The organism is Pseudomonas sp. HY2-MNA-CIBAN-0224 (genome assembly GCF_040310285.1).
GTDB lineage: Bacteria > Pseudomonadota > Gammaproteobacteria > Pseudomonadales > Pseudomonadaceae > Aquipseudomonas > Aquipseudomonas helleri.
In genome coordinates, this window is record NZ_JBEOPQ010000024.1 from 1 (window position 1) to 19796 (window position 19796).

The window sequence follows — 19796 nt, forward strand, 5'->3', positions numbered from 1 at the left end:
ACTCTGCCCCCGCGCGCGCTCTTCAACTCTAGACCCAGTTTGCTGCGCGACAGCGCGGCGTCGAAGACGGGGCGGCCACTCTTATCAAACATAAAATAAGTGATTGATTCTAAAGGCCTTGTAGGAGCGAGCTTGCTCGCGATCTTTTGATCTTTATCTAAGAGCAACCCTCACCCTAGCCCTCTCCCGTAGGAGAGGGAACCGATTGGGGGATGCTGAAGATATTCGGCGGCCTGTTTGCTGCGCGACAGCGCGGCGTCGAAGACGGGGCGGCCACTCCTACAAGAGAGGTGGCTCAGTTAAGCATCTCGCCCTGCATCTCTTCGAGCAGGGCCTGGATCCCGTCGAGGCGCTGCTGCGGGTCGTCCACTTGCAGCAGGTCGAGTTTGTCTTCTTCGGCAAAGGGCAGCAGGTAGGCCAACTGATTGGCCAATGATTGTTGCCCGGTAACCTCAGTGTTCATGTTCAACGCGGCAACCATCGGGTGTTCCGCCAGGGCTTTGAGCAAGGCCAGCAGGTCCTGGTCCTCTTCCTGCAACGGTTGCTCCGGGATCTCGTCCAGCCATTGCACGTCGGCCATCAGCAGGTTGTCACGCTGCAACTCGGTGTTCAGCACCTCAAAACGCCGCCCCCCCTCGACGCGGATCCCCAGCAGGCCGTTTTCCTGCTTCTGGAAATCACTCACCCGCGCTTCACAACCAATCCCGGCGATATCGGGCTCGATGTCGCCGGTTTCGCTGCCCTCCAGAATGCACACCACGCCAAAACCGCTGCCTTGCTTCATGCAGCGGGCAATCATGTCCAGGTAACGGGCTTCAAACACTTGTAGATCCAGCACGCAGCCCGGGAAAAGGACGGTGCTCAAGGGGAACAATGGCAGCTTCATACAACCCTCCTTACACCACGAGGGTCACGGCCAGCGGCAGAAAGACCGCCGTGCCTACGCCCATTAGACTCATTGCCAACGCCGCAAAAGCACCCGCCTCTTCGCCTTCGTGCAACGCCACTGAAGTGCCCACCGCATGGGCCGTCATGCCCAGCGCCATGCCACGGGCTTCAGGGCTGTGCACCTTAAGTAGGTTCAACAGGGGTGGGCCGAAAATGGCCCCGATCACCCCGGTGATCAACACAAACACCGCCGCCAGCGCCGCCACACCGCCAATCTGTTCGGCCACCAGCATGGCAATCGGCGAGGTCACGGATTTAGGCGCCAGGGTCATCAGCACCATGTGCTCGGCACCAAACCACCACGCCAACAGCACCACCAACCCGGTTGCAAACACACCGCCTATGACCAGCGTAGTAAAAATAGGCCAGAACAGCTGGCGGATTCGCCGCAGGTTCAAGAACAGCGGCACCGCCAGCGCGACCGTGGCCGGGCCCAGCAAGATGGTGAGGATGTCGGTGCTTTTGCGGTATTCGTCATAGGTCAGCCCGCAACTGACCAGCACTCCAATCACCAGCAACATGCTGGCCAGCACCGGTTGCAGAAAGATCCAGCGGGTTTTCTCGTAGCCGGCGAGGACCAGTTGATAAGCCCCCAGGGTGATGCCGATGCCAAACAACGGGTGATGGATCACCGACTGCCAGGCACTTTGCCATTCAACACTCATGGTCGCTCCTCACGGCTGGCGTGAGGTTTGAGCAAGCGCTGCATCAGCACGCCGACGAACGCCATGGAGATCAACAGCGACAGCACCAGCGCCCCGGCGATGGCCCAAAAATCAGCAGCAATATCGGCGGCATAAACCATCACGCCCACCGCAGGCGGCACCAGCAGCAAGGGCAAGTAACGCAAAAGACCTTTGGCCGCTTCGTTCAGAGGCTCGCTGACCTGGCCACACACCAGCAAATACACCAGTAACAGCAACAGGCCGATAATCGGGCCGGGCAGTACCGGAATGAACAAGTGGTTGAGGGCGGTGCCCAGCAATTGAAACAGCACCAGCCACGTCAGGCCGCGTAACAACATGTCATCTCTCCAGCGATCTTTTTCGCGCAGCATTATAAGCACGTCCCGACACCGCTCACCGAAGCGGATCACTTTCTGCTACCAGCTGTACTGAAAAACACAATATCTGCGCATGTTTCATCTGCCCCTATAGACAGCTTTTTTTGCTTCGGCATACTCGGCAGCCTAACTATCCGGATCCCGCTATGCGCCCACTTGCCCCCCTTGCTTTGACCCTGCTACTGACGGCCTGCGGCGATGGCGAATCGCTATTGCCGCCTGACGCACGCCTGCCCGATGGCGGCCGTTACCGGGGCGAAGTGGTCAATGGGTTGCTGCAAGGCCAGGGCCGTATCGACTATCCAAACGGCAGTTGGTACGCAGGCCAGTTCAAAAATGGCCAATGGCACGGCCAGGGCGAGTGGCACGGCAGCAACGGCGAGGTCTATATCGGCCATTTCGAGCAGGGCCTGTTCAATGGCCAAGGCAGCCTGACCACCCACAACAGCAGTTATGTGGGGGGCTTCAAGAACGGCCGTCGCGAAGGCGAAGGCACGCTCAAAGAAGGCAGCATGAGCTATCGCGGCGAGTTCCATGATGACGAGTTTTCCGGGCTCGGCCATCTGGAACTGGACGACGGCAGCCAATACGAGGGGCAATTTGCCAACGGCAAGCCCAACGGCGAAGGCAAGCGCAGCGACTCAACCGGCAATGAATTCAGCGGGCACTTCGTCAACGGCCAGCTCGAAGGCAACGGCACGTTCAACAGCGCTGATGGCGACCAATACGCCGGCGGGTTCAAAAACAACCAGTTAAACGGCAAAGGCCGCTATGAAAACGCCGACGGCGACGTCTGGATCGGTGACTTCAAAGACGGCGCATTGACCGGCAAAGGCGAACTGATCGGCGTCGATGGCAGCCACTATCGCGGCCAGTTCAGCGAGTGGCGCTTCAATGGCCCTGGCCATTTGAGCATGACTGATGGCAGCACCTACATCGGTGACTTTGCCGCCGACACGTATCAGGGCAACGGCACGCTGACCACCAGTGACGGCACGGTCGAAAGCGGTTTCTGGATCAATGGTCAGCGGGTTCGCGACGCCCAGGGCGGCCTGCTGCCCGATACCCTGGAACTGGGCCTGCTCAACCAGGGCGAATTGCTGAACCAGGCACTGCAAGCGGTCCCGGCCTCAACCCCGGCCATTGAGTTGTACAGCCTGGTGGTTGCGGGCGACGGCAAACAAAGCGTTTTCATGCGCGAAGCCGACTACGTGACCGACATGCTCGCCAGCCGTTTCGGCAGTCGCGGCCACATCACCCTGGTCAACCATCGCGACCATCTGATGGACCGCCCCATGGCCACCCGTGAAAACCTGCACCGCGCCGCCAAAACCCTGGCCGAGCGCACCGGGCCGGAAGATCTGGTGTTTATCTACCTGACCAGCCACGGCACCCAGGACCATGAACTGGTGCTCGATCAGCCGCGTCTGGAACTTGCAGACCTGCCCGCCGATGAACTCGCCGCAGCGCTGGAGCCGTTGAAAAACCGCGACAAGGTGATTGTGATTTCATCGTGCTATTCGGGGGGCTTTATCCCCGCGCTCAAAGATGAAAGAACCCTGATCATGACCGCCTCACGTACCGATCGCGTGTCATTTGGCTGCTCTGAAGAAGCCGATTTCACCTACTTCGGCAACGCCTTGTTTGCCCAGGCACTGAACCAGACCGATGACCTGCAAAAAGCCTTCAAGCTGGCTAAAGAGGCCATTGCTGAACGTGAGCAAACTGATGGCTACGAGGCGTCCGAGCCGCAAATGTGGGCGCCAAAAGGCGTGTTGAACCATTGGCAACGCCTGCGCCAGCAACAAGCCAAACGCGCTTTGCAATAAATCAGTTGAACAGCAAGCCCTCAAAGAAGGACTAAGCTGAATGTATCAAGGGAGAACTCGCATGTACTTGACGCCTCAGCACATTCTGCTCGCAGGAGCCACCGGCCTGACCGGCGAGCTTCTGCTCGACCGCCTGCTCAACGAACCTACCATCAAGCGCGTACTGGCCCCCTCGCGCAAACCATTAGCGGCTCACCCGCATCTGGAAAACCCGGTGGGTGACCCGGCCGTATTCTTGCCGCAACTGAGCGGCCCGGTAGAGGTGGCCTTCTGCTGTCTGGGCACCACCATCAAACAGGCAGGCTCAGAAGAAGCATTCCGCGCCGTGGATCACGATATGGTCGTGGCCTTTGCCAAGCGCGCCCTGGAAATGGGGGCAAAACACCTGATTGTCATCAGCGCAATCGGCGCCGATCCAAAATCCTCAGTGTTCTACAACCGGGTCAAAGGCGAGATGGAGCAATCGTTGCGCGCTCAAAATTGGCCGCAATTGACCATCGCCCGCCCGTCATTACTGATTGGCGAGCGCCAGGAAGAACGCCCCGTAGAAAAAATTGCCGGCACCCTGTCCAAGCTGATTCCAGGCAAGTACCACGGCATCGAAGCCTGCGAACTGGCCCGGGCCTTGTGGCGTTTAGCGCTGGAAGAGCAAAAAGGTGTGCGGGTGGTCGAGTCGGATGAGCTGCGCAAGCTGGGTAAATAACCGGCGGCAGTTACTAATGCGGCGCCTGAGCCGGGCAATAAAAGCCCGGTATCAAAGGCCGCCGCTGGCTTGAAACCCGACACCCAGCACAGTCAGCACTGACAACGGCAGCAACACCGTGTCCAGCAATGCACTAGCCGGCAAATCCAGCCCCGGATAGCGCGGCGCCTGAGCGCCAAAACGATCCTGCGCACAACACCCGCCTTGCAGTGCGTACCAGTCCAGCCGCGTACCGGAATAGACAATCGGCGCCCCCGGCTTGGCAGCGTCCAGCGTACGAACGCTGGCGCAGCCGCCGATCTGGATCAGCACCCATAGGGCCAGCAGAGCCTTAGTCATTACTGCCCAGATGGTGCTCGCCCCAACGCGGGAGCATGTCTTGCGGGATGTTCAGCAGATTCAGAATGCGCGCGACCATGAAGTCCACCAGGTCATCAATGGTCTGCGGCTGGTGATAGAAGCCAGGGGATGCGGGCAATATCACGGCCCCCATGTTCGACAGCTTGAGCATGTTTTCCAGGTGGATACTGGAATACGGCGCCTCACGCGGCACCAGAATCAATTGGCGACGCTCTTTAAGTGTCACGTCCGCGGCCCGCTCAATCAGGTTGTTGCAAGCGCCTGTGGCAATCGCTGACAACGTACCCGTCGAACACGGCACCACCACCATCGCCGCCGGTGCTCCAGACCCCGACGCCACGGGCGACATCCAGTCTTCCTTGCCGTAAACGCGAATCTGCCCTGCGGCAGCGCCCGTGTATTCGGTCAGAAAGGTCTGCATGGCTTGTGGCTTGGGTGGCAAGTTAACGTCGGTTTCAGTCGCCATCACCAATTGCGCGGCCTTGGAGATCAAAAAATGCACCTCGCGATCTTCGCGTACCAGGCAGTCGAGCAGCCGCAACGCGTAGGGCATGCCCGACGCGCCGGTCACGGCCAGGGTAATGCGCTCCGGGCCGCTCATTGCAGCGCTTCCGCCAGCTTGCCATGCAGGCCGCCGAAGCCGCCGTTGCTCATGATCACCACGTGGGTGCCCGGCTTGGCCTGGGCTTTCACATCGGCAATGATCGCTTCCAGCGAATCACACACCCGCGTCGGCACCGAGCTTGAAGCCACGGTTGCGGCCAGGTCCCAACCGAGGTTAGGCGGTGCGTACCAGACCACGTGATCCGCCTGGGTCACGCTGCCGGGCAAGCCGTCACGGTGGGCACCGAGCTTCATGGAGTTGGAGCGCGGCTCAATCACGGCGATCAACGGCGCATCGCCGATGCGTTTACGCAGGCCGTCCAGGGTGGTGGCAATCGCCGTCGGGTGATGCGCAAAGTCGTCATAAATAGTGATGCCCTGCACCTCAGCGACTTTTTCCATACGGCGCTTCACGCTTTTGAAGGCGCTCAAACCGTCGATCGCCAAACTCGGTACCACGCCCACATGACGCGCGGCGGCCAGAGTTGCCAGAGCGTTGGCGACGTTGTGCTGGCCGGTCATGTCCCACTCAACGATGCCTTGGGCAACGCCTTCAAACAGCACCTCAAAGCGTGAGCCGTCATCGCTCAGCAATTTGACTTGCCATTGACCGCCTTCGCCGGTGGTTTGCACCGGGGTCCAGCAGCCCATCTCGATCACGCGCTGCAAGGCAGGCTCTGTGGTCGGGTGGATGACCAGGCCTTCACCGGGGATGGTGCGCACCAAGTGGTGGAATTGACGCTCAATCGCTGGCAAGTCCGGGAAGATGTCAGCGTGATCGAACTCAAGGTTATTGAGGATCGCGGTGCGCGGGCGGTAGTGAACAAATTTTGAGCGCTTGTCGAAGAATGCGCTGTCGTATTCATCGGCCTCCACCACGAAAAACGGCGTATCGCCCAGACGGGCCGACACGGCAAAGTTCTGCGGCACCCCGCCGATCAAGAAGCCCGGCGCCATGCCCGCGTGTTCAAGCACCCAAGCCAGCATGCTGCTGGTAGTGGTTTTGCCGTGCGTACCGGCCACGGCCAGCACCCAGCGCCCTTGCAGCACGTGATCGGCCAGCCATTGTGGGCCAGACACATACGGCAGGCCTTTATTAAGTACGTACTCAACCGCCGGGTTGCCCCGTGACAGCGCATTGCCGATGACCACCAGATCCGGCGCCGGATCGAGCTGTTGCGGGTCGTAACCTTGAGTCAATTCAATGCCTTGAGCTTGCAGCTGGGTGCTCATCGGCGGATAGACGTTAGCGTCAGAACCGGTAACGTGATGGCCCAGTTCTTTGGCTAATACCGCCAGCGAACCCATGAAAGTGCCGCAAATACCAAGAATATGAATGTGCATAGTCGACCTCGTAAATCATCGGCGAAGGGTAGCGTAGGGGGCTGTTTTTCGCACCTGATGATTCTCGTTGAGGGCTAAACCCGACGCGCAACCTTGTAGCCGCTGACAAAGCATGAGGCTGCGATGGGTTGCGCAGCAGCCCCACACGGCGGTCCTGCGGCCCGCATCGCAGCCTTCGTGCCTCGACAGCGGCTACAGGTTTCTCTCTATCCCATGTCGGCGCAGCTTTCTGTATAGCGTATTGCGGCTGACACCCAACTGCGCGGCGGTTTGGGTCATGTGCCAACGGTGCTGTTCCAGTGCGGCCAACAAGGCGAGTTTTTCGGCGTCTTCGAGCGGGTTGTCGGAGCAAGGCGGTAGCGGTTTGAGCGGAACCTGACGAATCGCCACGGGCAAGTCGTCAAACTCAATCACCTCGCCTTCACACAACGCCGCCAAGGTGCGCAGCACATTGCGCAGTTGGCGCACGTTGCCTGGCCATTGAAAATGCAGCAACGCCTGACGCGCCGCCGGGCTGATCGTCAGCCGCTGCCCACCCGCTTCCTGGGCCAGCAGAAAGTCCAATAACTGCGATTTGTCGGTGCGTTCGCGCAATGCTGGCAAGCCTACTTCCAGGCCATTGAGACGGTAGTACAAGTCTTCGCGGAAGCTGCCGTCGGCCACGCGTTCCAGCAAGTTACGGTGGGTCGCGCTGACAATGCGCACATCCACCGTCTGCGGCTCGCCGCCAATCGGCACCACCACGCGGTCTTCCAGCACCCTCAACAGACGGGTTTGCAGCACCAGCGGCATGTCGCCAATTTCGTCCAGAAACAGCGTTCCGCCATCGGCCTGCTGCAATTTGCCCTGCATGCCTTCTTTGCGCGCCCCGGTAAAGCTGCCACCGCGATAACCAAACAGCTCGCTTTCGATCAGGCTCTCGGGGATCGACGCGCAGTTCAGCGCCACAAACGGCTTGCTGGCCCGCAGGCTGGCCTGATGCACGGCCTTGGCAAAGGCCTCTTTGCCTGAGCCGGTTTCGCCGTTGATCAACAACGGCACGTCACGCTCAAACACCCGCAGCGCCCGGCGAAAATCACTTTGCAGGGTTTCATCGCCCAAGCAGATCCCGCCCGCCGGCACCCGCACTGGCGCTGGCGCAGGTGCTGGCGCCACCCACACCGGTATTGCGCGAGGCTGGCCACGCAGTGCGGCAAACAACAGGCGACCATCGCGGCTGCGCAGCGGCCAACTGGCCGTGGCCTGCACACTGGCGCGGGCGAACAGTTCATCCGCGCTGCAATCGAAAATGCTGTCCACCGCTTGCCCGAGCAAACCGCTGCGGGTCTGGCCCAACAGGTTCAGTCCGCTTTGATTGACGCCACAGATCACGCCATCGCCGTCAAACGCCAGCATGCCTTCACTGAACAGCCCCACCGACTCGGCTTGTAGATGAAAGCGCAGTAACCATTGGTGTTCGTATTGGCGCAGGAAATAACTGCTTTCGATGGTCTTGGCCGAGAGGTTCACCAGCGCCATGGTGTGGAACTGGCTCTGGCGCGAGGCTTCATGGCGCGCCGAAGACACGTCCAGCACCGCCAGCAGCTCGCCGTGCGGATCAAACACCGGGCTGGCCGAACACGTCAGGCCGGTATGACGACCACGAAAATGCTCGTCCTGATAAATGCTCAGGGCCTGGCGCTCTACCAGGCAGGTGCCGATGCCGTTGGTGCCTTCACGGGCTTCACTCCAGTCGGCCCCCAGCCACAAACCTGCGTGCTCGAAGACTTTGCGCTCAGTGGGCGCAGTGATGCAGTTGAGGATGACCCCGCGGGCATCGGTCAACAGCACCGCATGGCCAGCGCCCGATAACTGCTGGTGCAGGCTGTTCATTTCGTGCCCGGCGATTTGCAGCACCTGCTGCAGACGCTCGCGTCCCTCAAGGATGCGGCTGTGTTCCAGTACCGTCGGGGCGATGTTTTGCGCGGGGTCGAGGTGGTAGTCCTCCAGGCAACGCTGCCAGGAGCGGACGATAGAAGGGTCACACCCTTGGGGGCGGCCCTGAATGACATTGATGACTTGTCGGGCGTGCCGATTTAAATCGGTACTGTGCATTTTTATTGTTCTCCGCTCTGTCACGACGACCCCACCGCGCAAAAAAAGCCAGCCTTGTGCGACGCATGGGACTCAGTCCAAACCGAACAGCCAGCATCCTCTTGCGCTCGATGCATTGCAATCTCGAACTGACCCGTCGGTCACTTGTTGTGCCATTTTTGACACAACCTGTCACTCACGCTGTACCAGCCTTGTCACACTCGCCCTGCTTCAGCCCACCCCTGAAAACCTGCAAGCCCCGGTTTACAAGGGCTTGCGCTATTTGGCCCAGCCTTTGCTCCGGTATGGGGCAGCGCCACAGCGCGTCCTCCCATAAGCACAATAAAGCCAAGGAGACACTCCATGCGTTACGCACAACCCGGTACTGAAGGCTCGGTCATCACATTCAAGGGCCGCTACGGTAACTACATCGGCGGCGAATTCGTGGCACCGGTCAAAGGCCAGTACTTCACCAACACCTCGCCGGTGAACGGCAAGGCCATCGCTGAATTCCCCCGCTCCACTGCCGAAGACATCGAAAAAGCCCTGGATGCCGCCCACGCCGCTGCTGATGCCTGGGGCGCGACCTCCGTGCAGGCGCGCTCGCTGGTGCTGCTGAAAATCGCAGACCGCATTGAGCAAAACCTCGAACTGCTGGCCGTGACCGAAACCTGGGACAACGGCAAAGCCGTGCGTGAAACCCTGAACGCCGACGTTCCGCTGGCTGCCGACCACTTCCGCTACTACGCCGGGTGCATTCGTGCACAAGAAGGCAGCGCGGCAGAGATTGATGGCAACACCGTGGCTTATCACATCCACGAGCCGCTGGGCGTGGTCGGGCAGATCATCCCGTGGAACTTCCCGCTGCTGATGGCCGCCTGGAAACTCGCCCCGGCATTGGCTGCCGGTAACTGCATCGTGCTCAAACCGGCCGAGCAAACCCCGCTGAGCATCACCGTGCTGATGGAACTGATCGGCGACCTGCTGCCACCGGGCGTGCTCAACGTGGTGCAAGGTTTCGGCAAGGAAGCGGGCGAAGCGCTGGCCACCAGCAAACGCATCGCCAAAATCGCCTTCACCGGCTCGACACCGGTGGGCTCGCACATCATGAAATGCGCGGCAGAAAACATCATCCCGTCGACCGTCGAGCTGGGCGGCAAATCGCCGAACATCTTCTTCGCCGACATCATGCAGGCCGAGCCGACCTTTATTGAGAAGGCCGCCGAAGGTTTGGTGCTGGCGTTCTTCAACCAGGGCGAAGTCTGCACGTGCCCGTCACGCGCACTGATTCAAGAGTCGATCTACGACGACTTCATGAAAGTGGTGATGAAGAAAGTCGAATCGATCAAACGTGGCGACCCGCTGGACACCGACACCATGGTCGGCGCCCAGGCGTCCGAGCAGCAATTCGACAAGATCCTGTCCTACCTTGAAATCGCCAAAAACGAAGGTGCAGAACTGCTGACCGGCGGCCAGGTGGCCAAGCTCGAGGGCGATCTGTCGACCGGTTACTACATCCAGCCGACCCTGCTCAAGGGCACCAACAAAATGCGCGTGTTCCAGGAAGAAATCTTTGGCCCGGTGGTCAGCATCACCACCTTCAAGGATGAAGCCGAAGCATTGGCGATTGCCAACGACACCGAGTTTGGCCTGGGCGCCGGCTTGTGGACCCGCGACATCAACCGCGCCTACCGCGTGGGCCGTGCGATCAAAGCGGGCCGCGTGTGGACCAACTGCTACCACCTGTACCCGGCGCATGCCGCGTTCGGTGGCTACAAAAAATCCGGTGTTGGCCGTGAAACCCACAAAATGATGCTCGACCATTATCAGCAGACCAAAAACCTGCTGGTGAGCTACGACATCAACCCGCTGGGCTTCTTCTAACCCACACTCTCTGTAGCCGCTGCCGCAGGCTGCGATGGGTCGCGCAGCGGCCCTGCTTTTGAAAACAAAGGCGAAGGCCCTGCGGACCTTATCGCAGCCTGCGGCAGCGGCTACAGATTGTTTACAAAACGGGCCGGTGGCCCGGCTCTTGCTTTGCTCCCTGTCAAATTTTCCAAACAATAAAAGAACAGGTGATCTGAAATGCCTAGCGAACCCAATGCGGCTCCTGCAGCCAACTCCTCTGTCGACTTTGAAAAAGTTGGCTCCGAATACTTTCAACAACGTGAACTGAAAAAAGGCGCTGCCGGCTGGGTCCTGCTGGTGGGCCTGGGCGTGGCGTACGTGATCTCCGGCGACTACGCCGGGTGGAACTTCGGCCTGGCCCAGGGCGGCTGGGGCGGGATGTTTATCGCCACCCTGCTGATGGCCACCATGTACTTGTGCATGTGCTTCTCGCTGGCCGAACTGTCATCGATGATCCCCACCGCAGGCGGCGGCTACGGCTTTGCCCGCAGTGCTTTCGGGCCGTGGGGCGGGTTTTTGACCGGCACCGCCATCCTCATTGAATACGCCATCGCCCCCGCCGCCATTGCGGTGTTTATCGGGGCGTATTGCGAGTCGCTGTTCGGCATCGGCGGCTGGATGATTTACCTGGCCTTCTACATCATTTTTATCGGCATCCACATCTTCGGCGTCGGTGAAGCGCTCAAGCTGATGTTCATCATCACCGCCGTGGCCGCCATTGCTTTGGGCGTGTTTTTGGTCGCGATGGTGCCGCACTTCAGTGTCGCCAACCTGCTGGACATCCCCGTCACCCAAGCCAAGGGCGCCAGTTCGTTCCTGCCGTTTGGTTATGTCGGCGTGTGGGCGGCCATCCCGTATGCGATTTGGTTTTTCCTCGCGGTCGAAGGCGTGCCACTGGCCGCCGAAGAAACCAAAAACCCCAAGCGCGACCTGCCCCGCGGCCTGATTGGCGCCATGCTGGTGCTCGCGACCTTTGCCCTGTTGATCTTGTTCATCGGCCCGGGCGGCGCCGGTGCCCACCACTTGATGACCTCGGGCAACCCACTGGTAGAAGCACTGAGCAAAGCCTACGGTGGCTCGACCTGGATGGGCAGCTTCGTCAACCTGGTCGGTCTGGCCGGTTTGATCGCCAGCTTCTTCTCGATCATTTACGCCTACTCGCGTCAGATCTTCGCCCTGTCCCGTGCAGGCTACTTGCCACGCAAGCTGTCTGAAACCAACAAGAGCAAAGCCCCGGTATTGGCGCTGATCATCCCCGGCATTATCGGCTTTGGCCTGTCCCTGACCGGTCAGGGTGACTTGCTGATTCTGGTGGCAGTGTTTGGCGCGACCATTTCGTACGTACTGATGATGGCCGCGCACATCACCCTGCGCATTCGTCGCCCCAAAATGGAGCGTCCTTATCGCACGCCGGGCGGTATTGTCACTTCAGGCACCGCTTTGGTGCTGGCCTGCGTGGCCGTGGTGGCCGGGTTCCTGGTGGATCCGCGCGTAGTGATTGGCGCTGCGGTGATCTATGGCGTATTAATTGCCTACTTTGCTTTTTACAGTCGACACCATTTGGTGGCCGGTACGCCGGAAGAGGAATTCGCAGCCATCCAACAGGCTGAGCAATCCTTGCACTAGTCGCTGAGAAACCCGCCAGGCGCACCGCGTCTGGCGTTAAGGAGCACCTTGTATGGCAACTTTTTCTCACGCGGTGGGGACACAGACCTACCGTTTTGACAGCCTCAAAGACGTCATGGCCAAAGCCAGCCCGGCCCGTTCCGGGGACTTTCTGGCCGGTGTTGCGGCGACCAATGATGGCGAACGCGTCGCGGCGCAAATGGCATTGGCTGACATCCCGCTCTCGTACTTCCTGCAAGAAGTGCTGATCCCTTACGAGTCCGACGAAGTCACCCGGCTGATCATCGACAGCCATGATCGACAGGCTTTTACCACGGTCAGCCATTTGACCGTGGGCGGCTTTCGTGACTGGCTGCTCAGTGACGCCGCCGACGAACACACGCTGCGCGCATTGGCCCCCGGGCTCACCCCGGAAATGGTCGCGGCCGTATCGAAGATCATGCGCGTGCAGGATTTGATTCTGGTGGCGCAGAAGATCCGCGTCGTTACCCAGTTTCGCGGCACCATGGGCTTGCGCGGGCGATTGTCGACCCGTTTGCAACCCAATCACCCCACCGACGACCCGGCCGGGATTGCCGCGAGCATTCTCGACGGCCTGCTCTACGGCAATGGCGATGCGATGATCGGCATCAACCCGGCCACCGACAGCATCGCCTCGATCTGCGACCTGCTGAACATGCTCGACGCGATCATCCAGCGCTATGACATCCCGACCCAGTCTTGCGTGCTGACCCACGTCACCACCTCCATTGAGGCGATCAACCGTGGCGTGCCGCTGGACCTGGTGTTTCAGTCGATTGCCGGGACAGAAGCGGCCAACGCCAGCTTCGGGATTAATCTGAATGTGCTGCAGGAAGGTTATGAAGCAGGCTTGAGCCTCAATCGCGGCACGCTGGGCAACAACTTGATGTACTTCGAGACCGGGCAAGGCAGCGCGCTGTCGGCCAACGCGCACTTCGGCGTTGACCAGCAAACCTGCGAAACCCGTGCCTACGCCGTGGCCCGGCACTTCAAGCCATTTTTGGTCAATACCGTGGTCGGCTTTATCGGCCCCGAGTACTTGTACAACGGCAAACAGATCATTCGCGCCGGGCTCGAAGACCACTTTTGCGGCAAGTTGCTCGGCGTACCGATGGGCTGTGACATTTGCTACACCAACCACGCCGAAGCCGATCAGGACGACATGGACAACCTGCTGACGCTGCTGGGCGTGGCCGGGATCAACTTCATCATGGGCATTCCGGGGTCGGACGACATCATGCTCAACTATCAGACCACGTCCTTTCATGACGCACTCTATGCCCGAAAAACTTTGGGATTAAAGCCTGCGCCCGAGTTTGAACACTGGCTGAGCCAGATCGGAATTTTCACCCAGAACGATGGCCGGATTGAATTTGGTCATCAATTGCCGCCTGCGTTCCGTCAGGCGCTGGCCCATTTGGGAGGGCGCTGAGCATGGCCACCGACACCCTTAACCCGTGGCTCGAACTGCGCCGCCTGACCCCTGCACGTATTGCCCTTGGGCGCACCGGCACGAGCATGCCGACCCAGGCGCAACTGGACTTTCAATTTGCTCACGCCCAGGCGCGGGACGCGGTGCATTTACCGTTTGATCATGCCGGGCTGAGCAGCCAATTTGCTGAACTGGGCCGTGACAGCCTGTTGGTGCACAGCGCCGCCAGTGATCGCCACAGTTACCTGCAACGGCCTGATCTGGGGCGCAAACTCAATGACGCTTCGGCGCAACAGTTACGCGACTACGCGCAGGCCAACACGGGCGGCTTCGACGTTGTGGTGGTGGTAGCCGACGGGCTGTCCGCGTTGGCGGTTCATCGTCACACCGTGCCTTTTTTAACGCGCATGCAAGAGCACTTCAGTACTGAAGGCTGGAGCCTGTCGCCGGTGGTGCTGGTGGAGCAAGGCCGGGTCGCCGTCGCCGACGAGATTGGCGAACTGCTGGGCGCCAAGATGGTGGTGATGCTGATTGGGGAACGCCCGGGCCTCAGCTCGCCGGACAGCCTCGGGCTGTACTTCACCTACGGGCCGAAGGTGGGTTTGACCGACGCGTATCGCAACTGCATCTCCAACGTCAGGCTCGAAGGCTTGAGTTACGGCATGGCCGCTCATCGGCTGGCGTACCTGATGCGCGAGGCCTGTCGGCGGCAGTTGTCGGGGGTCAACTTGAAGGACGAAGCCCAGGTACAGACCCTGGACGTGGCCGCGCCCAACGAAAATTTCCTGCTAAAAGACGCGTAATCACGCGCAAAACCCTCTGTAGGAGCGAGCTTGCCTCGCGATCTTTTGATCTTTAAAAAACAAAAAATCGCGAGGCAAGCTCGCTCCTACACGTTTGGTCAAGCAGAACTAATACATGCTTCGCTACAAACTCAAGCAGCACAATTTGTCTCAATCCGTATAATCCCCCACAACCAGAATGTACGAAAAAACTACATTCGTTGTAGTTAACTACCTACTCCCCCGCACAGACCTGCTGAGCCGGGTCATCAAGACAGGTGCCTTACATGGATTTCAACCCTATCGACATTATCCTGCACCTCGATGTGTACCTGGACATGCTGGTAAGAAACTACGGTGTATGGATTTACGCCATCCTGTTTCTGGTGATCTTTTGTGAAACCGGGCTGGTGGTCATGCCATTTTTGCCGGGTGATTCGTTGCTGTTTATCGCCGGCGCCGTTGCCGCGGGCGGTGGTATGGACCCGGTATTGCTGGGCGCACTGTTAATGCTGGCGGCGATTCTGGGTGACAGTACCAACTACGTCATCGGACGAACGGCCGGGGAACGCTTATTCAGTAACCCCGACTCGAAGATCTTCCGTCGCGACTACCTGCAAAAAACCCACGACTTCTATGAACGTCATGGCGGCAAAACCGTAACCATGGCGCGCTTCCTGCCGATCTTCCGCACCTTCGCGCCGTTCGTGGCCGGTGTGGCCCGCATGTTCTACCCGCGCTTTTTCATGTTCAGCGTGTTCGGCACCATCCTGTGGGTCGGCGGCCTGGTCACCCTGGGTTACTTCTTCGGTAACGTACCGTTCATCAAAACCAACCTGTCGCTGCTGGTGGTGGGCATCATTGTGCTGTCGTTGGTGCCAATGATTATTGGTGTAGTACGCAGCCGTTTCGGACGCAGCCCTTCCAAAGCCTGATCGGAGAACGGCAATGTGGTCGCTGAGTGAATGGAGACGCCAGCGGATTCTGGCGCAGCACCCGGTGGCGGAGGACGTCTGGCATGACGTGCGCCAACACCTGAGTATTCTTGACGGGCTGGACGACGCGCAGGACAAATGGCTGCGCGAAAGCAGCGTGTTGTTCCTCAAGCAAAAACACCTGACGCCCATGCCCGGCGTCGAGCTGACCGAAGAAGGCGAGCTGCTGCTCGCCGCTCAGGCGCAACTGCCGTTGCTCAACCTGGGCGATCTGGACTGGTACCAGGGCTTTCATGAAATCGTCCTGTACCCCGATGACTTCGTCAGCCCCCAGCGCCACCGCGATTCCAGTGGCGTAGAACATGTGTGGGAAGGCCATCACAGCGGTGAAGCCTGGCAGCACGGCGCGGTGATTCTGGCCTGGCCGGGCGTACTGGCCAGTGGTCACTGGGAAGGTTACAACCTGGTCATTCACGAGCTGGCGCACAAGCTGGACATGCTCAACGGCGCCGCCAACGGCATGCCGCCGCTGCACAGCAACATGCAAGTGACTGACTGGACGAAGGACATGCAGCAAGCCTTCGACCACCTCAACCACTATCTGGACCACCACAACCCGTACCACGCGCCCATAGACCCGTACGCCGCTGAAAACCCGGCCGAGTTTTTTGCCGTCACCAGCGAGTACTTCTTTAGCGCGCCCGACCTGCTGCACCATGTCTATCCGCTAGTGTATAAGCAGCTCAGCCTGTTTTACCGGCAAGACACCCTGGCCCGGTTACGCAGGCTACAGAGTGAACACCCGGATTACCGTGCACATCACTGATACCGCCAGACGTGACGTGGTTGCAGGAATACGCCTATAATCGCCGCCACTTTTTGGCCACATCGGCCAAGTAAACTGGCCTACACACGGGGGCACCGCCCAATGAGCTACAGCAAGATTCCGGCTGGCAAAGACCTGCCGAATGACATCTACGTCGCCATCGAGATTCCGGCTAACCACGCGCCGATCAAATATGAAATCGACAAAGACAGCGATTGCCTGTTCGTTGACCGCTTCATGGCGACCCCGATGTTCTACCCAGCCAACTACGGCTTCATCCCGAACACCCTGGCTGACGACGGTGACCCCCTCGACGTGCTGGTAGTAACCCCTTACCCGGTTGCTCCAGGTTCGGTTATCCGCGCACGTCCAGTCGGCATTCTGCACATGACCGACGACGGCGGCGGCGATGCCAAAGTAGTAGCTGTGCCTCACGACAAGCTGTCCCAGCTGTACGTTGACGTGAAAGAGTACACCGATCTGCCACCGCTGCTGATCCAGCAGATCCAGCACTTCTTCGAGAACTACAAAGACCTCGAAAAAGGCAAGTGGGTAAAAATCGAAGGTTGGGGCGACGCAGAAGCTGCCCGCGCCGAGATCACCAAATCGGTTGCTGCCTACAAAGGCTAAGTGCACACCGGCAGGCGTTTTCAGCCCGCCCGACGCACTCAAAAAACCCCGGCTTGCCGGGGTTTTTTATTGCCTTCTAAACACCCGCAACACAGCCCGTTCATCGGTTTTGCACGAGAACCGACATACCGTAAGAAATCTCCTTTTAGCTCAGGGAAATGTCTCTTTTTCACCGTTTTTTTTGAACGTTTAGTTTATTTAAACGGTGCGGTCTTCTCCGTAAACTCCGCATTCATGAATACATCCGGTGATCGCCTCAGAACCCTCCTGCGGGAGTGTCATTTATCCGCTTCGGACTTCGCCGCCAATCGCCGCGTTACGCCGCAGCACGTCAACAACTGGTTCAAGCGTGGTATACCCATGGCCCGACTGGACGAAATCGCCGAACTGTTGTGCGTTAACAGCCGTTGGCTGCGCACGGGTGAAGGCACCAAACATCCGGGAGCCCCCAGTATTAGTCCTACGGCACGCAACACCGCGCCCAAACAACCCGTCAGCCCTCACCCCTACACCGTCTCAACCACCCCCCATGACATCGACGTCCCGTTCTACAGCGAAGTGTTAAATGCCAGCGGCTCAAGCCAAACCCATGTGGCCCAGATCATGGACTGTCAAATCCGCCTGAGCGCGGCCATCCTGCAGGCCATGGACGTCGGCCACGATCAGGCCATCTGCGCGCCCATGCTCGGCAACAGCATGGCGCCACGGATAGAAGACGGCTCCACCCTGGCCATCGACAGCAGCCTGACCCACATCGTGGACGGCGAAATCTACGCCATTGAGCATGACGGCATGCTGCGCATCAAATACGTCTACCGCCAGCCCAGCAATGGTTTACGCCTACGCAGCCACAACCACGAAGAGTTCCCGGACGAACACTACGGCGCGGCGCAGATACAAGAACAACGCATACGGATATTGGGCTGGGTATTCTGGTGGTCCACCCTCAATAAACGCCGCCCGCCAGTCCCGTGCAAACTGGCGGAATAGAGCCTTGGCGCGCGAACCAGCGAAGCCACAAGAGGAATTTGTGCTGGGAAATGCAACCGATTCCCAGTATGCTTCGCCCCACTCGCGCAACCCCTTGCTCAGGCAGGCCGGATTGCAGGGGCCGCCGCAAAAAGCGGCCATGCCCCACACCAGCACAACGCGCTGGTCGCCCCGATTTGAAGGCGAGTACGGTTTGCCAAAAACAAACCAAACCCGCCCCCGAGAAGCCGGCCACAAGCCGGTTTTTTTTATGCCCGAAATAATCCTACCAAATCCGAAACCTAAGCTGCTAGCCTAGATAAATAAAGGGCTACAGCCATTTACCCAACCAACCGAGTCCAATGCAATACAACCCCATCCGATGACTAAGTGGGGGGACAAGTGGGGGGACAAGCAGAAATGGCATTGCGGCGGAGGACACTATGGGTAAGCTAAATCCGAAACAGGTCGAGAACCTGACAGAACCTGGCACCTACGAAGATGGAGATGGGCTTCGCCTAGTCGTCAAACACACAGGGCGCAAGTCTTGGCTACTGCGCTTCCAGCTCGCTGGTCGCCGCCGGGAAATGGGTTTAGGTTCGTATCCAGAGATCAGCCTCAAGAGCGCCCGACTCGAAGCAAGCACCAAACGCCGCCAGCTGATAGATGGTATCGACCCACTTGCCGCCCGAGATCAGGAACGTGAAGCCCTGCGCGAGGCTCAGCGAGCCCAAGAGGCAAAACAGCTCAAGTTTGAAGTTCTGGCAACAGATTACTGGATAGCCCACGGCGGGAGCTGGTCTGCGCAGTGGCGTAAAGGCTGGATGCGCAAGCTAGAGCTCTATGCATTCCCCCATATCGGCAAGCTGGCTGCCGAGCAGATCGACACAGCACACATTCTCAAGGTTCTGCAGCCCATATGGACCACCAAAACCCGGACAGCTGACGAGGTACGCGGACAGATCGAACAAATTCTGGACGCAGCAAAAGCGCGCGGACTTCGTGACGGAGAAAACCCAGCACGGTGGCGTGGCCACCTGGACAACTTACTCAGCCGGGCAGAAAAGAAAAAAGCTCGAAAGCGCGAGCACTTTCCCGCAATGCCGTGGCAAGACGTACCAAAGCTAATGCATCAATTGAAAGCGAACATGACATCGCCATCTCTTGCCGCACAATTGCTGATCATGACCGCCGCACGCGCACACATGGTGCGATTCGCACGCTGGGATGAGTTTGATTTTGAAGCTCGTACGTGGTCACTTCCCGACGAGCGCATGAAAATGCGCGTCGCCTTCGTCATACCACTTGCTAACCAAGTCATTGATTGCCTGCGAGATATTCCACGTATTGAAGGCAGTCCATTCTTATTCCCTGGCCAAGGTAAAAGCGGTGTAATGCATGTAAATGCGATCCGCACCCTACTGCATGACATGGGATATAAATCTATTACGCGACATGGTTTCCGCTCATCATTTCGCGACTGGGCTGGTGAACGCACACACTACCCGCGTGAAATTTGTGAAATGGCACTTGCACATGACGAACGCGATCAAACCGAAGGGGCATATTCCAGATCTGACTATTTAGAAAAGCGCAGAGAACTAATGGAAGATTGGGCGAAATATCTGAGCACAAAAACATTATAACCCTTAGAAAATACAGTGACCCAAAATCAAATTTCATAAAAGACAAGAAACGCGAATCAGACGACAGAGTATTTAGTAACCACAGCACCAAGGCAGAG

Annotated in this window: 18 protein-coding genes; 11 read left to right on the forward strand and 7 right to left on the reverse strand. The window is 58.9% G+C overall.

The genetic code is table 11. From position 1 onward, the window contains the following. Positions 1-295: 295 nt before the first annotated feature. Genes AAEZ03_RS12945 through AAEZ03_RS12955 form a run of 3 tightly spaced genes read right to left on the reverse strand, consistent with a single transcriptional unit; the run spans position 296 to position 1972 of the window. Positions 296-886, reverse strand: a complete 591-nt coding sequence (locus tag AAEZ03_RS12945) for an LON peptidase substrate-binding domain-containing protein (protein ID WP_123751706.1) — start codon at positions 884-886, stop codon at positions 296-298. Positions 887-896: 10 nt separating this feature from the next. Continuing rightward, positions 897-1613: an LrgB family protein gene (locus tag AAEZ03_RS12950; RefSeq protein WP_123751705.1), complete on the reverse strand. Its 717-nt coding sequence runs from the start codon at positions 1611-1613 to the stop codon at positions 897-899. Continuing rightward, entirely contained in the window at positions 1610-1972 is a 363-nt protein-coding gene (locus AAEZ03_RS12955) for a CidA/LrgA family protein (protein WP_123751704.1), read from the reverse strand. The genes AAEZ03_RS12950 and AAEZ03_RS12955 overlap by 4 nt, the downstream gene beginning before the upstream one ends. A gap of 185 nt (positions 1973-2157) precedes the next feature. Here AAEZ03_RS12955 and AAEZ03_RS12960 point away from each other — a divergent pair, with 185 nt between their 5' ends. Next, positions 2158-3840: a C13 family peptidase gene (locus AAEZ03_RS12960; RefSeq protein WP_350579174.1), complete on the forward strand. Its 1683-nt coding sequence runs from the start codon at positions 2158-2160 to the stop codon at positions 3838-3840. A gap of 61 nt (positions 3841-3901) precedes the next feature. After that, positions 3902-4543, forward strand: a complete 642-nt coding sequence (locus tag AAEZ03_RS12965; protein ID WP_048367662.1) for an oxidoreductase — start codon at positions 3902-3904, stop codon at positions 4541-4543. A 51-nt stretch (positions 4544-4594) separates the two neighbouring features. Here the strand turns inward: AAEZ03_RS12965 and AAEZ03_RS12970 are convergent, their stop codons facing one another. The 4 genes from AAEZ03_RS12970 to AAEZ03_RS12985 form a co-directional block, all read right to left on the reverse strand. Next, positions 4595-4882, reverse strand: coding sequence for a YceK/YidQ family lipoprotein (locus tag AAEZ03_RS12970; RefSeq protein ID WP_048367664.1), 288 nt, complete (start codon positions 4880-4882; stop codon positions 4595-4597). Continuing rightward, a complete protein-coding gene (gene ubiX / locus AAEZ03_RS12975; RefSeq protein WP_048367666.1) occupies positions 4875-5504 on the reverse strand; it encodes a flavin prenyltransferase UbiX in 630 nt (209 codons plus the stop codon). The genes AAEZ03_RS12970 and ubiX overlap by 8 nt, the downstream gene beginning before the upstream one ends. Next, positions 5501-6850 carry a UDP-N-acetylmuramate:L-alanyl-gamma-D-glutamyl-meso-diaminopimelate ligase gene (gene mpl / locus AAEZ03_RS12980; RefSeq protein WP_350579179.1) on the reverse strand — a complete coding sequence of 450 codons (1350 nt, stop codon included), beginning with the start codon at positions 6848-6850 and terminating at the stop codon, positions 5501-5503. Before mpl ends, ubiX begins: the two co-directional genes overlap by 4 nt. Positions 6851-7042: 192 nt before the next feature. Next, the gene (locus AAEZ03_RS12985) at positions 7043-8944 is read right to left on the reverse strand and encodes a sigma-54-dependent Fis family transcriptional regulator (protein WP_350579182.1); all 1902 of its coding nucleotides are present in this window, start codon (positions 8942-8944) and stop codon (positions 7043-7045) included. Positions 8945-9286: 342 nt separating this feature from the next. Between AAEZ03_RS12985 and exaC the strand changes: the two genes are divergently transcribed. From exaC to AAEZ03_RS13030, 9 genes are all read left to right on the forward strand, one after another. After that, a complete protein-coding gene (gene exaC / locus AAEZ03_RS12990) occupies positions 9287-10807 on the forward strand; it encodes an acetaldehyde dehydrogenase ExaC (RefSeq protein ID WP_153333069.1) in 1521 nt (506 codons plus the stop codon). A gap of 201 nt (positions 10808-11008) precedes the next feature. Further along, positions 11009-12457, forward strand: a complete 1449-nt coding sequence (gene eat / locus AAEZ03_RS12995) for an ethanolamine permease (RefSeq protein ID WP_048367672.1) — start codon at positions 11009-11011, stop codon at positions 12455-12457. A gap of 52 nt (positions 12458-12509) precedes the next feature. Then, positions 12510-13910, forward strand: coding sequence for an ethanolamine ammonia-lyase subunit EutB (locus AAEZ03_RS13000; protein WP_350579187.1), 1401 nt, complete (start codon positions 12510-12512; stop codon positions 13908-13910). Positions 13911-13912: 2 nt separating this feature from the next. Beyond that, on the forward strand, positions 13913-14713 hold the full coding sequence (eutC, locus tag AAEZ03_RS13005) for an ethanolamine ammonia-lyase subunit EutC (protein WP_153328183.1): 801 nt from the start codon (positions 13913-13915) through the stop codon (positions 14711-14713). 266 nt (positions 14714-14979) lie between these two features. Next, positions 14980-15627 (forward strand): DedA family protein, encoded by a 648-nt coding sequence (locus AAEZ03_RS13010; protein ID WP_048367677.1) that lies wholly within the window; start codon positions 14980-14982, stop codon positions 15625-15627. 13 nt (positions 15628-15640) lie between these two features. After that, a complete protein-coding gene (locus AAEZ03_RS13015; protein ID WP_350579191.1) occupies positions 15641-16453 on the forward strand; it encodes a M90 family metallopeptidase in 813 nt (270 codons plus the stop codon). Positions 16454-16555: 102 nt separating this feature from the next. Further along, positions 16556-17083 carry an inorganic diphosphatase gene (ppa, locus tag AAEZ03_RS13020; RefSeq protein WP_016779241.1) on the forward strand — a complete coding sequence of 176 codons (528 nt, stop codon included), beginning with the start codon at positions 16556-16558 and terminating at the stop codon, positions 17081-17083. A gap of 234 nt (positions 17084-17317) precedes the next feature. Further along, positions 17318-18073, forward strand: a complete 756-nt coding sequence (locus tag AAEZ03_RS13025) for a LexA family transcriptional regulator (protein WP_350579194.1) — start codon at positions 17318-17320, stop codon at positions 18071-18073. 422 nt (positions 18074-18495) lie between these two features. Beyond that, positions 18496-19698 (forward strand): tyrosine-type recombinase/integrase, encoded by a 1203-nt coding sequence (locus tag AAEZ03_RS13030; RefSeq protein WP_095039838.1) that lies wholly within the window; start codon positions 18496-18498, stop codon positions 19696-19698. Positions 19699-19796 lie beyond the last annotated feature (98 nt).

What these genes read in the sequence shown, in the direction of transcription:
- AAEZ03_RS12985 (WP_350579182.1), bottom strand. Translation starts at nt 8,944, where the DNA reads ATGCACAGTACCGATTTAAATCGGCACGCCCGACAAGTCATCAATGTC.
- exaC (WP_153333069.1), top strand. Translation starts at nt 9,287, where the DNA reads ATGCGTTACGCACAACCCGGTACTGAAGGCTCGGTCATCACATTCAAG.
- AAEZ03_RS13025 (WP_350579194.1), top strand. Translation starts at nt 17,318, where the DNA reads ATGAATACATCCGGTGATCGCCTCAGAACCCTCCTGCGGGAGTGTCAT.
- AAEZ03_RS12965 (WP_048367662.1), top strand. Translation starts at nt 3,902, where the DNA reads ATGTACTTGACGCCTCAGCACATTCTGCTCGCAGGAGCCACCGGCCTG.
- mpl (WP_350579179.1), bottom strand. Translation starts at nt 6,850, where the DNA reads ATGCACATTCATATTCTTGGTATTTGCGGCACTTTCATGGGTTCGCTG.
- AAEZ03_RS12960 (WP_350579174.1), top strand. Translation starts at nt 2,158, where the DNA reads ATGCGCCCACTTGCCCCCCTTGCTTTGACCCTGCTACTGACGGCCTGC.
- AAEZ03_RS13000 (WP_350579187.1), top strand. Translation starts at nt 12,510, where the DNA reads ATGGCAACTTTTTCTCACGCGGTGGGGACACAGACCTACCGTTTTGAC.
- ubiX (WP_048367666.1), bottom strand. Translation starts at nt 5,504, where the DNA reads ATGAGCGGCCCGGAGCGCATTACCCTGGCCGTGACCGGCGCGTCGGGC.
- eat (WP_048367672.1), top strand. Translation starts at nt 11,009, where the DNA reads ATGCCTAGCGAACCCAATGCGGCTCCTGCAGCCAACTCCTCTGTCGAC.
- ppa (WP_016779241.1), top strand. Translation starts at nt 16,556, where the DNA reads ATGAGCTACAGCAAGATTCCGGCTGGCAAAGACCTGCCGAATGACATC.
- eutC (WP_153328183.1), top strand. Translation starts at nt 13,913, where the DNA reads ATGGCCACCGACACCCTTAACCCGTGGCTCGAACTGCGCCGCCTGACC.
- AAEZ03_RS12945 (WP_123751706.1), bottom strand. Translation starts at nt 886, where the DNA reads ATGAAGCTGCCATTGTTCCCCTTGAGCACCGTCCTTTTCCCGGGCTGC.
- AAEZ03_RS13015 (WP_350579191.1), top strand. Translation starts at nt 15,641, where the DNA reads ATGTGGTCGCTGAGTGAATGGAGACGCCAGCGGATTCTGGCGCAGCAC.
- AAEZ03_RS12955 (WP_123751704.1), bottom strand. Translation starts at nt 1,972, where the DNA reads ATGTTGTTACGCGGCCTGACGTGGCTGGTGCTGTTTCAATTGCTGGGC.
- AAEZ03_RS12950 (WP_123751705.1), bottom strand. Translation starts at nt 1,613, where the DNA reads ATGAGTGTTGAATGGCAAAGTGCCTGGCAGTCGGTGATCCATCACCCG.
- AAEZ03_RS13030 (WP_095039838.1), top strand. Translation starts at nt 18,496, where the DNA reads ATGGGTAAGCTAAATCCGAAACAGGTCGAGAACCTGACAGAACCTGGC.
- AAEZ03_RS12970 (WP_048367664.1), bottom strand. Translation starts at nt 4,882, where the DNA reads ATGACTAAGGCTCTGCTGGCCCTATGGGTGCTGATCCAGATCGGCGGC.
- AAEZ03_RS13010 (WP_048367677.1), top strand. Translation starts at nt 14,980, where the DNA reads ATGGATTTCAACCCTATCGACATTATCCTGCACCTCGATGTGTACCTG.